A 13,099-nucleotide genomic window follows, 5' to 3' on the forward strand; every position below is an offset into this window, starting at 1 on the left:
TTCGAGCCGTTCGGCGCGGAAGGCGCCGCCGGCGAGGCTCCAGTCGCGTTGCGCGGCGCGCGCCGTCGCGACCGCCGCGTCGACCGCCGCGGCATCGGCCTCGATCACCTGGCCGACGGTCGCGCCGGTCGCGGGATTGCGCACCGGCTCGGGCCGGCCATCCCGCGCCGCGCCGCCAACAATCGGCGCGGCGACCACATCGCCGCGCCGCGCCCCGGCGATCGCGGCCATCAGCGCCTCCGGCACTCCCGGATCGCCGAGGTCATAGCCGCGCGAATTGCGCCGCGCCGGGTCGAACAGGTGCAGCCCGGAGGGGATGGTCGTCGGGACGCTCGCGATGCTGCGCGGGTCGACCGCGAGGTCTTCCGCGGTCACCTCGGGATCGGAGAACTGGTGCACGAAGCTGGAGTTGGCGCCGTTTTCGAGCAGCCGGCGGACGAGATAGGCGAGCAGGTCGCGGTGCGTGCCCACCGGCGCATAGACGCGCACCGGGCGCGGCGGCGGCGACAGCGCGAGGATCGCGTCGTGGGCGCCCTCGCCCATGCCGTGCAGGCGCTGCAATTCATAATCGGCGCCGTCGAACAGTTCGGCGACGAAGGCCAGCGTCATCGCATTGTGGCTGGCGAAGGCGGGGAACAGGCAATCCTGGCATTCGCGCAGGATCTGCGCGCAGACCATATAGTTGAGATCGGTGTGATTCTTCGCGGTGAACACCGGGAAATCGTCGAGGCCCAGCGTCTGCGCACGCTTGATCTCGGTATCCCAATAGGCCCCCTTGACGAGCCGCATCGACAGCTTGACCCCGCGCGCCCGCGCCTTGGCGGCGACCCAGCGGATCACTTCGGGCGCGCGCGGCTGATAGGCCTGGATGACGATGCCGAGCCCGGCCCAGTCGTCGGCCAGCCCCGCGTCGATCAGCGCGGCATAGACGTCCATATGCGGTTCGAGCCGGTCGCTTTCCTCGGCGTCGATCATCAGCGGGATGTTGACCGCGCGCGCGGCGCGCGCGAGTTCGACGACATTGGGGATCAGCTCGTCGCGGACGCGGTCGCCCTGCAGATATTCGTAGCGCGGGTGGAGCGCCGACAGCTTGATCGAGATGCCATGGTTGGCGAAGGGATCGCCCGGCCGGGCATCGCGGCCGATGCGCGCGATCGCCGCGGCATAGCTGTCGTAATAGCGCCGCGCGTCCTCTGCGGTGCGCGCCGCCTCGCCCAGCATGTCGAAGCTCGCGAGCTCCGTCTTCGCCTTGTCGGCGCGCTTGACCGCGGCATCGATCGTCTGGCCCATCACGAACTGCTGGCCGAGCAGCTTCATCGCCGCGAGCGCCGCCTGCCGGATCACCGGCTCGCCCGAGCGCCTGACCATCGCCTTGAGCAGGGTCAGCGGGTTCGCCTTGCTGCCGAGCGCGTCGAGCATCAGCGTCGCCGAACCGAGCGACAGGCCGCGCGCCGACAGCGCGACGATCAGCGGGCTGTCCTCGTCCTCGCCCTCCTTCCAGCGGCGTCCGGCGATCTTGTCGCGAATCAGCGCATTGGCGGTCGCGCTGTCGGGAACGCGCAGCAGCGCCTCGGCGAGGCACATCAGCACGACGCCTTCCTCGGTCGAAAGACGGTAGCGATTCATCAGCTGCGCGACGAGCGTTTCGCGCTCGCCCTCGGCCTTCGCCTTGCGAATCAGCGCGAGACCACGCCGCGTCGTCGCCTCGACAGTCGCGGGCGAATCCGCCAGCGCACGCCGCAGATCGGAGACGATTTCGGTTTCGGGGCGGCGAGCGAGGGCGCGAAGAGCCGCGCGGTCGGGGGCGATGGTCATGGCTCGTCATAACAGAAAGCCATTGGTCGATCTGCCCTGATATGAAGCAATTATTTTACGGTTTGACCAAAATATGGACAGAAGTTAGGCAAAATGGATGAAGAAAGACGGCATCATAGTGGAATTGGATGAGTTCGACCGCAAGATCATCGCGATCCTGGGGCGCGACGGACGCATCACCTATACCGAGCTCGCGCAGCGCGTCGGCCTGTCGAAGACGCCCTGTCAGCAGCGGGTCAAGCGCCTGGTCGACAGCGGGCTGATCATCGGTTTCCGGGCGATCGTCGATCCCGCCAAGGTCGGCCTCGACCATGTCGCCTTCGCGGAGGTCAAGCTTTCCGACACGCGCGAGGAGGCGTTGCGCGAATTCAACGCGGCGGTACGCCGGATTCCCGAGGTCGAGGAATGCCACATGATCGCGAGCGGCTTCGACTATCTGCTCAAGGTCCGCACGCCCGACATCCGCCGCTATCGCATCGTGCTGGGCGAGAAGATTTCGAGCCTGCCGCACGTCGCGAGCACATCGACCTTCGTCGCGATGGAGACGATCTGCGAATCGGCGCGCTAGGACGGATCGTCCTGGCTTGCAGAGCCGCGTGCTCCCGCGCAGGCGGGAGCCCAGAGCTTCGAAGAGCCGGGGCCGGCATCACATCGCTCTGGGCCCCCACCTTCGCGGGGACACGGCGTGGTTCATCCAGACATGATGACGCCGCCAGACTCTGTCCTGTCTGGCTTGAAATCGAACCCATCCCCTGAAGGGGAGGGGCTTATCAGGCCGCCTCAACCTGGACAGGACAGATCATAAGATACCGGTTTTGATTCACGCGCTCCGACGCGCATCGGAGGCCGCAGCGAAAGGCGTCAGGGCGCCGCAGGGGTAAGCGGCTTGACCATGCGCAGCAGCGGGATGTCGACGCTTCCGACGCGGTCGAGCACCGCCTCCTTCGGCCGATAGCCGCAGGCACGATAGAGCGGCTCGCCCGCCATCGTCGCCATCAGCTCCGCCGCGCGGAAACCCGCCGCGGCCGCCGCCGTCTCCGCCGCCGCCAGGATATGGCGTCCGACCCCGCGCCGCGTAAAATCGGGGTGGGTATACATGGCGCGTACCCGCGCCGCCTCGTGCGCCGGGTCGAGCAGGCGCGGTTCGCGCAGCCCCGCGCTTGCGTCGTTGCCATAGAGGGTGGCGCGCCGGCTCCAGCCCCCGCACCCGGCGACGCATCCGTCGATCTCGACCAGGAAATAGGTGCCGTCCTCGACGAGCTGTCGATCGAGCCCCATGATCGCATGGCTCGCGGCGACCTGCGCGGGATCGAGAAAACCCTGCTGCAACTCGTCGATCGCGCGGGTCATCACCCCGCGCATCGCGGCAAGATCGTCGAAGGTCGCAAGGCGGCAGGACAGGTCGGACATGGCAGCCATCGGGAGGAAGAGGAAACCGCCCTGCGCCTTCGGACCGCGACCCGCAAGCCCCGTTTTCCCATCTCCTGTCAGCCTTTGTCATCATTGCGACGAACATCGTCACCGGACAGGACCCCCGCCCGAATCCTAGATCGTGCCGGACCCAACGACCGGACGGATTCACCCTATGCCGAACAGATTCCTGACCCTTGCCGCGCCGATCGGGCTGGCGCTGCTCGCGCCGCTGGCCGCGCAGCCGGCGCTCGCGGCCCAAGCGCCCCCAACCGCCGCCCCCGCCAACCCGGCCGCCGGCGTCTATGCCGAACTTGCCGCCGAAGCCGACCGGCGTGCCGGCGATCCCGATTTCGACTATCGGCTCGGCATCGCCGCGCTCGACGCGGGCCATTATGGCGAGGCGGTGATCGCGCTGCAGCGCGTCCTTGCGGTGCAGCCCGGCAATGCGCCGGCGCGCGCCGAACTGGCGCGCGCCTATGCGATGGCGGGCGACATCGACACCGCGCGGCAGGAATTCGCGACCGTGGTCGACGATCCCAGCCTGCCCGATCCGGTGCGCCAGCGCTTCACCGGCTTCGTTCGCCAGTTCGACCGGCAGATCGGGGGCGGCGGGTCCGACGTGTCGGGGTTCCTCGACGTCCGCGCCGGCTATGACGACAATATCAACGCCGCGACCGACCTGACCACCATCGTCATCCCGTTGTTCAGCTTCCTCGGCCCCGGCACGCTCGGGCCGGGCGCGGTGGCGCGCGGCGACGAATATTACGAAATCCAGGGCGGCGTGTCGGGCGTCACCGCGATCGGGCGGCAGGACCGGCTGTTCGCCAGCGCGCTCGGCAACTGGCGCGACAATGTCGACAGCCGCGCCTTCGACCAGGCGGCGCTGACCGGCACCGCGGGCTATGCCCACAGCTTCGCCAATCGCGACGTCGTCTCGCTGTCGGGGCAGGTGCAGAAATTCTGGCTGGGCCACGACGGCTACCGCACCTCTTACGGCGTCATCGGCCAATATACGAAGCCGCTCGCCGGCGGCCGCGCGCTGACCCTGTCGGCGCAGTGGAACCGGTTCGATTACGACGGCGCGCCGCTGCGCGACGCCGACCGCTATGCCGTCGGCGTCGGCTATGTGACGCGCACGCTCGCTGCGGGCGTGTCGGGCGGCAAGGAAGAGACGCGCCGGCAGGTGGGCGACGCCGAATCGAACTGGTTCGCCGGCGCGAACATCGGCGGTGAATTTCCCGTCGCGGCCAGGGTGGCGCTGGTCGCCGGCGCCGCCTTCGACCTGCGCCGCTACGACCAGCCCGACGCGCTGTTCCTGACCCGCCGCAAGGACGAGCGGGTCGATTTGACCGCCGGGGTCAAGGTCGCGCTGACCGACGCCCTCTTCTTCCAGCCGCGCGCCACCTGGTCGCGCAACTGGAGCAACATCGCCCTTTACGATTACGAGCGCTGGACCGTGTCGGCCGGCCTCCGCCTCGAATTCTGATCCGCGGGAGAATATCGCCATGACCCCTAATCCGAAGCTTCGCCTCGGCGCCGCGCTGATGGTCACCGCCTCCAGCCTGTCGCTCGCCACCCCCGCGTTCGCCGCGCACATCCTCTTCTCGTCGAAAGGCGAGACGCAGCCGCAGATCGGCGAGCGGGTCAACCAGACCGCGGGGCTGAAGCAGGTCCGGCTGGACAATGGCGCCGTCGTGTCGGTGCTCGACACCGCCGACTATCGCATCAATGCCGACGGAACGGTCGACCTCTATGCCGGCAGCGTGACGGTCGCCGGGGGCGACGCCACGACGATCGTGCGGATGCCCGATGGGGTCGAGGGGCGCGTGAGCGGGCGCGGATCGGCGGCGAGCTTCAGCGTCGCCGCCGACGGCGCCGCGCGCGGCCATGTGCTGACCGGACAGGCGTTCATCGGCCGCGCCGACGCGCTGCGCCGCTTCGGCACCGGCGAGATGTTCGCGGTCGCGCCGGGCAGGAAGCCCGAGCTGGTCGTGTCGAACGGGGCGCAGACCACCCCCGACGCGAGCGACGATGCGGCGCAGGTCGCCGACATGGCGGCGGACGGCCCGGCGGCGGCGGCGCAGAACGGCGTGCCGGTGACGCTGGGCGACGCGCTCGCCGCCGCGGGCGCGTCGAGCGACATATTGGCGGCGGCACGACGCGTCGACGCCGCGGTCGCCAACCCCGCGATCGAACGCTTTCCGAGCGGCGACCTCGCGCGGCTGGTCGCCGCCGCGGGCGGGCTGGAGCGCGCCTATGGCGGCACGCCCTTCCCCGCCGCGCAGGCCGACATCATCCGCACCTATCTGGGCTGGCTCGCCTCGGGGCGCGGCGGGGCCGACTTCCTGACCGCCTATGCCGGCTTCCTCGGCCAGTATCTCGACCTGATCCGCTCTGGCGCGGCGCCGTCGCGCTTCGAACGCGCGAGCCTTGCCGACATCAACGCCTTCCTCGCCTATGCGGCGCGCAGCGGACGGCTCGCCGAACTCGCCGCACGCGACCGGACGCTGGTCGACGCCTATCTCGCCTTCCTGCGCGGCGGCGGCGATCCCGACCGCTTCGGGCAAGGCTTCACCGAACTGACGCAGGCCTATTTCGCCTTCATCCGCGGCGGCGGCGTGCCGGCCGATTTCACGCAGGCGAGCGCCGCGACGCTCGACGCCTATATCCGCTTCCTGTCCGACAGCGGGCTGGCCGAGGCGCTGAGCGCGGCCGACCGCGCGCTGCTCGCCGCCTATCTCGACAAGGGGGGCCTCGCCTTCGCAGGCCAGTATCGCGACGCGCTCGACGCCTATTTCGCATGGCTGGCAAGCGGCCGCCTGCCGAGCGGCTATGCCGCGCTCGACGCGGCGACGCTGCGCGCCTATCTCGAGACGCTGTCGAGCGCCGGGCTGCTGGCGACGCTGACGGGCGACAAGGCGCAATTCTATGCCGCCTATCTCGCCTTCCTCCAGGGCGGCGGCGCGCCCGACGCCTTTGCCGGCCTGCCCGCCAATGTCTTCGCGGGCTATGCCAGCCAGCTCGACGCCTATTTCGCCTTTCTTGCCGCGGGCAACCTGCCCTCGGCCTACAGCGGCGCCGATCTCGCGCAGCTTCAGGCCTGGCTCGCGCAGCTCCAGGCGGCGGGCGCGCTCGACCGCTTCCTCGGCGAGCGGGCCGATTTCTTCGCCGCCTATCTGGCGTTCCTTCAGGGAGGCGGCCAGGCCGATGCCTTCGCGGGGCTCAACGCAAACGTCTTCACGGGCTATGCGCAGGCGCTCGCGGCCTATTACGACTATCTGGCGCGCGGCGGCGTGCCGTCGGGCTATACCGCGCTGACGCAGGCGCAAATCCGCGCCTATCTGGCCGCGCTCGACAGCGCGGGCGCGAGCGGGGCCTTCCTCGACAGCCTCGCCGATTTCTATGCCGGCTATTTCGCCTTCGTCGCCGGCGGCGGCGATCCCGACCTGTTCGCCGGGCTGCCGGTGCCGCCCGACTATCCCGCCTTCGCCGCCGCGCTCAACGCCTATGCGGCCTTCCTCGCGGGCGGCGGACTGCCCGCCGATTATGACGCGCAGAGCCTCGCGACGCTGCGCGCCTATCTCTCGGCGATCGCCGCAGCGGGGCAGACGGGCGACCTGCTCGGCGCCAATGCCGGGCTGCTCGACGCCTATTTCGCCTATCTGGCCGGCGGCGGCGCGCCCAACGGCTTCGCCGGGCTGCCCGTCTATGCCGACTATGTCGCGGCGCTGAACGCCTATTACGCCTATCTCGCCGGCGGCGGCCTGCCGACGGGCTATGCGGCGCTGACGCAGGCGCAGATCAACGCCTATCTCGCGGCGCTCGACGCGGCTGGCGGCTTCGCCTCGCACGCGAGCCTCAACGCCTTCTTCGCGCAATATTACGCCTTCGTGCGCGCCGGCGGCGATCCGCTGAAATATGCCGCCCTGCCCGTCTATTCGGACTATCTCGCCGCCGTGCAGGCCTGGTACGCCTTCATCCTCGGCGGCGGGCGGCCGTCCGACTATACGGCGCTGACCCCCGAACAGGTCGAAACCTATCTGGCGCTGCTCGGCGACGCGGGGGTGCTTCAGGCGCAGCTTTCCGACACGACGCTCGTCTTCCTGACCGACTATCTCGCCTGGCTGGGCACCGGCGCCGACCCCGACCAGTTCGCCGGCCTGCCGATCAACACGCCCCCCGACCCGCAGTATAACAGCGTTCCCCAGCCGCCGCGGCTTGCCTATGCGGGCGGCTTCAATCCGGCGACGGCGGCGGTCAATTTCGTCACCACGCTGAACGTCGGCAACGGGCAGACGGTGCCCGGCAGCGAAGCCGGCTTCACCACCACCGCCTATGCGCTGGACGGCGACGGCGGCCTGACCAGCTACACGCGGGCGGGCGGCGTCACGCGGACCAGGGGGACGACGACGGCCACCGACATATCGGGCAACGCCGACATCGTGATCGGCCGCTGGACCGACGGCGTCAACACGGGCGCGAATCCCTTCACGCTCAGCGCCGACCAGGGCTTTCACTATCTGCTCGCGCGGCCGGTCGATGCGGGCTTCGCGCTGCCGGCGCAGGGGGTCATCGCCTATGACCTGCTCGCCGCGACGCGGCCGACGATGGTCGACGGCTCGCTGCCGGCAGGGGGGTTCGCCGGCGACATGGCGATCGTCCTCGGTTCCGCGCCCAAGGTCGCTTTCGACGCCACGGTGACGATGCCCGGCCTCGTCGGCCAGCCCGACCGGACGTTCCGCTATGCGACCGCCGGCGGCGTGACCGACCCGACCCAGTCGCAGACCGCCCTTTCCCTGGCGAGCGGCGGCAATTTCCGCATTCTCGTTCCGGGGGTCGCGGGCGCCGATTGCCAGACCGCGCATTGCCAGTTCGACGCGAACGGCGTTTTCGCGGGCAACGCGAACCAGCTCGGCCTGACCTATACCGCGCACAATGACCTGGGCGACGCCAAGGCGGCGATCGGCGCGGCGATCTTCGGCAACGGCACGCTTTCGGGAGGCCCGCCGCCCGAGCCGACCTTCGTGACGTCGAACCTCTTCAGTTCGGAGGCGCGGCTCAGCTCGACCTACGACGCCTATACCATCCACCCGATCAACCTGTCGGTCACCTCCAGCCCCAATGCGAACCAGGGGTATGAGGTCGACGCGAGCGGCGCGATCGTCGGGGTGCGCACCCTCGGCACCTATGGCGGGTCCGACCGGATCGGCACCGCGACGCACGCCGACAGCGGCGCGAGCGACAGCGGCGTCCTGCAATGGACGCGCTGGACCGGCGGCCTGCTCGACATGCGGCGCAACGCCGGCACCGGCGGCCGCGGGCCCGTCACGCTGTCCGACAACCAGGGCTATCACTTCATCATCGGCACCCCGGCCACCGCCCTGCCCGCTTCGGGCCGCGTCGATTATCAGCTCGTCGGCGGCACGCGGCCGACGCAGGGCTATGGCGCCAACGCGCCGGGCACTTTGGTCAGCGGCGCCGCGGCGGTGCAGTTCGGCGCGCAGGCCAAGGTCGGGATCGACCTGGTGTTCGATTACAACAGCGATCGCTTCACGGCCCGGACCGCCGGCGGGCTCGCCAATCTGTCGGCGAGCGAGCTTTCGCTCTCCAACGGGGCCTTCTATGCCATCGGCGCGAACGGCAATGTGACGAGCACGGGCGGCACCTGCACCACCAGCTGCCGGGCGATCTGGAGCGGTTTCCTAGCGGGACCCGCCGGCAAGGAACTGGGCCTCGAATATGTCGTCCAGCTGGGCAGTTCGACCAACGAGGTGATCGGCGTCGCGGCCTTCGAGGCACAGCCCGCCCCGACCTTCTCGACCGGCGAATATACCAACCAATATGTGCTCAACGTGACCTACGCCCGGACCAACGACTCCGCCTATAATTCAAAGGTCACATATGACGCGAACGGGATGGTCACCCAATGGACGCGCAGCAACGGATCGCCGGTCGGCGTCCTGCCGGAGCATCGCGGGCCGGCAGAGGAAAGCGGCAGCGTCAACGGCGTGATCGGCTGGGCACGCTGGCTCGACGTCAATAATGTCGGGGCCAGCAACCCCAAGCTGCCCAATTCGGGCAATCCGATCCTGACGGGCACGCTGGCATCGGCGCTGCCGACCAGCGGCGGGGTCGAATATCAACTGATCGGCCAGACGCGGCCGGTCGACCGCGCGGGTAATCTGGAACCCGGCACCTTCACCGGCAACCTTGCGGTCGATTTCGCGACGAAAAAGGTCGGTTTCGATTTCGCCGTCGCCATCGATCAATATGGATGGGAAGTCCGAACCGCTGGCGGCGCGGCCAACCCGGCCAACGGCGGCCAGAACCTGTTGGGACTCGACCGGACCGCGTTCGAAGGCGCCCCGATGATCAGCGGAACGACCGCCGCGAGCTGCACGGTCAGCTGTTCGAGCGATGTGCGCGGCGCCCTGTTCGGACCGGGGGCATCGCATGTCGGCCTCGGCTATGCGATCAAGGACGGAAGCCTGGCGGTCAGCGGCGTCGCGACCTTCGCCGCGCAACCCCCCGCGCCCCCGATGCCCTGAGATCGCCGGTCCCTAACGGCGATTGTCATCTCTCTGACAGCCTTGGTGTGTGGGCCGCGCCGGCCGTGCCCGGCATGATCGGCGCGACCCACAAGCCAAGGGAGGGAATTTCCATGAAGACGAAGGTTACGCTGATCACCGCCACCGCGCTGCTGGCCGGCACCGCCCCAGCGGCGATGGCCGCCGAGCAGGAAGCGGTCGCGCTCAACAAATGCGCGCAAAGCTATGGCACCATCGCCGTGGTCGAAGGCGACACGCAGGGCTGGTCCGACTACGGCCTCGGCTCCCCGCGCGAGCTGATCAATTCGCTCGCGATCGAATCGGGCTGCTTCACCCCGCACAGCCCGGCGAGCGGCACCCCCGCCGATTTCCTGATGAACGTCGTCGCGGGCGATTCGGAAGAGGTCGACAAGTCGGTCGAGATGGCGAAGTCGGCGGCGGTCGAGGGTCTCGTCCGATCAGGCGCCGCGACCAGCATCATCTCCAAGGTGCCGGTGGGCGGCGCGCTGTTCGGCGCCTTCGGCGGCCTCGGCGGCAAGAAGAAGCGCGTCGCGGCGGGCATCAAGCTGCTCAGCCCGGCGACCGGCCAGGCGATCGTCGCGGGCACCGGCGAAGTGCGCAAGACGTCGATCAGCTTCGGCGGCGCCAATGCCTGGTCCGCCGCGGCGAACGCCAGCGGCTACGCCGGCAGCAAGGACGGCAAGATGTTGGTCGAGGCCTTCGTCAAGGCGTTCAACGCCGTCTCGGCACAGGGTTCGGCAATCGCCGCGATCCCGAAGGCCCGGCCGGCGCAGGCCGCCGCGGCGTCAGCGGGAACGCAGGTCGCGATCGACACGGTGATGCGCGCGGCCCCCGCCGCCGACGCCGCCACGGTGCGCGCGCTGCGCGCCGGAACCGACCTTGTCCCCACCGGCCAGCGCAACGGCCTCTTCATCGAGGTCAAGGACAGCTATGGCACCCAGGGCTGGGTGTCGGTCGAGGACCTTGGCTGAGCGCCCCGCTTGCCCCGGCCCCCTGGCTATGCCAGAAGGGCCGGGGTCGCTTATCCTGGGGGAAGATGGCGCCAACAGCATGGAAACGCTGAAGATCCTGTATGTCGAGGATGACCAGCGCGCGGCCGGCGAGATTCAGGAACTCGCGGCGGCGCGCGGCGATACGCTCGTCTGGGAGAATAGCGGCACCGGCGGGCTGCTGCGCGCCGGGATGGAAAAGTTCGACGTCATCATCCTCGACCGCATGCTCGGCGATCTCGACGGGCTGACCATCCTCCGGCGCCTGCGCGAAAGCGGCGTCGGCACGCCGGTGCTGATGCTGTCGGCGCTCGGCCGCACCAGCGACCGCGCCGAAGGGCTCGACGCCGGCGCCGACGATTATCTCGCCAAACCGTTCGAGGCCGAGGAGCTGATGGCGCGGCTGCGCGCGCTCTATCGCCGTGCGTCGGGGCGCGAACATAGCGCGGTGATCCTCTACGGCGCCTTCGAATGCCATGTGAAGGCGCGCACCGCCTTTCGCCAGAACCGCCACCTCGCGCTCAGCCCGCGCGAGTTCGAGCTGTTCCGCTATTTCATGGAGAATGCGGGCGAGGTGGTGACGCGCGAGATGCTGCTGCGCGACGTGTGGAACATGTCGTTCGACCCGCAGACCAACGTCGTCGACGTCAATGTCGGCCGGTTGCGCCGCAAGCTGGAGGACGGCTTCGGCGCCCCCGCGCTCGAAACCATCTGGGGCTCGGGCTACCGCCTGCTCGACGGGCGCTGAGGGTGGCGGCGCGCCGCTCGATCTTTTCGCGGATCGTCCTCGCCGCGATCCTGCTGTCGATGGTGCTGCTCGCCGCGCTGTGGGCGCTCACCGACCAGACCATCCGCGCGACGGTCGCCGAATCGGCGCACAAGGCGGTCGACGTTGATCTCGCGGGGCTTGCCGACATCCATGCGACGAGCGGCCGGGCCGAACTCGAACGCCGGATTCGCGACCGGCTCGCGATCACGCCGTCGGACGGCGGCGCGCCGCACTATATGCTCGCCGACGCGCGGGGGCGATGGATCGCGGGCGATATCCGCACCTGGCCGCGGCTCGACCCGGCGATCTCGGAAAGCGGGTCGATCCGCCTCGGCGAAGGCACGCGCGCCCATGCCCGCGCGACGCGGCTCGGCCCCGACCTGCAACTGATCGTCGCGCGCGAGACGCGCGGCGGCGCGCCGCTGCGCTGGCGCGTCGCGCTGGTCTTCCTCGCCGGCGGCGCGCTGTTCGTGCTGCTCGTCGGCACCCTCGGCAAGATCGCGGCGGGGCGGCTGCACTGGCGGATCGAGCGCATCAACGACGCCTTCCGCGATCCCGACGAAGAGCGGCTGATCGCGATGACCGCCGACGCGGAAAGCGACGAGATCGACGAGCTGGCCGGGCACAGCGCCGCGGCGCTGGCGCGGCAGAAGCGGCTGATCGAGGCCTATCGCGAAACCACCGACCAGATCGCGCACGAGATCCGCACCCCGCTGATGCATCTCGACGGGCGGCTGACCAAGGCGCTCGCCGCGGGGCCGGGCGAGACGGTCGCGGCACGGCTGATCGAGGCGCGCGTCGACATCAAGCGGCTCGTCGCGATGCTCGAATCACTGCTCGACATCGCCGCGAGCAAGGCGCGGCAGGGCGACCGGCACGGGCTGAAGCCCGTCGACCTCAGCGAGATGGTAACGCGCATCTGCGAGCTTTACGCCGACAGCGCCGAGGAATCGGGGCATGATTTCACCTGGGTCGTCGAACCCGGCGTGACGATGGACGGCGAGGAGACGCAGCTCGGCCAGCTCGTCACCAACCTGCTCGACAACGCCTTCAAATACGTCCCCGCAGGCGGCAGCGTGCGGCTCGGGCTCGCGCCCGGGCCGGTGCTGACGGTCGAGGACGACGGCCCGGGCGTCCCCGAGGCCGAGCGCGAGAAAATCTTCCGGCGCTTCCACCGCGTCGCGGGCACCCGGCACGATATACCGGGAAGCGGCCTCGGCCTCGCGCTTGCGCGCGCGATCGCCGAGCGCCACGATCTGACCATCCGCCTGATGCCATCCGACCGGGGCGCCAGGTTCGTCGTGAAAGAGGGAGCGGCATGAACGGACGCCAATGGGGACGGACATGGGGCATCGGCCTTGCGGGGGCAGCGCTGTCCGGATGCGCCGCGCACGGCTCGGAGCCGCCGGCGGCGCGCACCGCCGCGGCCGCCGAATCGCGGGCCAGCCAGCTCGCCGCCGACCTCGCCGCCGCCGATACGGCGTTCGAGGCGCAGGACAGGCCGGCGCTCGTCGCGGCGCTGACGCGCATCACGCGGCGCAGCG

General features: G+C 69.8%; 9 protein-coding genes. 7 read left to right on the forward strand and 2 right to left on the reverse strand.

Going from position 1 to position 13,099, the window contains the following annotated elements:
- Positions 1–1,815: proline dehydrogenase family protein (locus SGR02S_RS16800; protein WP_156483113.1), on the reverse strand; the 1,815-nt coding region annotated here is incomplete at its 3' end.
- A gap of 97 nt (positions 1,816–1,912) precedes the next feature.
- Between SGR02S_RS16800 and SGR02S_RS16805 the strand changes: the two genes are divergently transcribed.
- Positions 1,913–2,383 (forward strand): Lrp/AsnC family transcriptional regulator, encoded by a 471-nt coding sequence (locus tag SGR02S_RS16805; protein WP_067112580.1) that lies wholly within the window; start codon positions 1,913–1,915, stop codon positions 2,381–2,383.
- A gap of 293 nt (positions 2,384–2,676) precedes the next feature.
- Here the strand turns inward: SGR02S_RS16805 and SGR02S_RS16810 are convergent, their stop codons facing one another.
- Positions 2,677–3,225 (reverse strand): GNAT family N-acetyltransferase, encoded by a 549-nt coding sequence (locus SGR02S_RS16810; protein WP_067112583.1) that lies wholly within the window; start codon positions 3,223–3,225, stop codon positions 2,677–2,679.
- A gap of 175 nt (positions 3,226–3,400) precedes the next feature.
- Here SGR02S_RS16810 and SGR02S_RS16815 point away from each other — a divergent pair, with 175 nt between their 5' ends.
- From SGR02S_RS16815 to SGR02S_RS16840, 6 genes are all read left to right on the forward strand, one after another.
- A complete protein-coding gene (locus tag SGR02S_RS16815) occupies positions 3,401–4,714 on the forward strand; it encodes a tetratricopeptide repeat protein (protein WP_067112585.1) in 1,314 nt (437 codons plus the stop codon).
- Positions 4,715–4,733: 19 nt separating this feature from the next.
- Positions 4,734–9,776 carry a hypothetical protein gene (locus SGR02S_RS16820; protein ID WP_067112589.1) on the forward strand — a complete coding sequence of 1,681 codons (5,043 nt, stop codon included), beginning with the start codon at positions 4,734–4,736 and terminating at the stop codon, positions 9,774–9,776.
- 113 nt (positions 9,777–9,889) lie between these two features.
- A complete protein-coding gene (locus SGR02S_RS16825) occupies positions 9,890–10,768 on the forward strand; it encodes a hypothetical protein (protein WP_067112592.1) in 879 nt (292 codons plus the stop codon).
- A gap of 79 nt (positions 10,769–10,847) precedes the next feature.
- Positions 10,848–11,534, forward strand: coding sequence for a response regulator transcription factor (locus SGR02S_RS16830; protein WP_067112595.1), 687 nt, complete (start codon positions 10,848–10,850; stop codon positions 11,532–11,534).
- Between the two features lie 2 nt (positions 11,535–11,536).
- Positions 11,537–12,877, forward strand: coding sequence for a sensor histidine kinase (locus SGR02S_RS16835; RefSeq protein ID WP_311880232.1), 1,341 nt, complete (start codon positions 11,537–11,539; stop codon positions 12,875–12,877).
- Positions 12,874–13,099: hypothetical protein (locus tag SGR02S_RS16840; protein WP_218000142.1), on the forward strand; the 226-nt coding region annotated here is incomplete at its 3' end. The genes SGR02S_RS16835 and SGR02S_RS16840, both read left to right, overlap by 4 nt.

Origin of the sequence: Sphingopyxis granuli NBRC 100800 (genome assembly GCF_001591045.1) — a bacterium.
Lineage (GTDB): Bacteria > Pseudomonadota > Alphaproteobacteria > Sphingomonadales > Sphingomonadaceae > Sphingopyxis > Sphingopyxis granuli.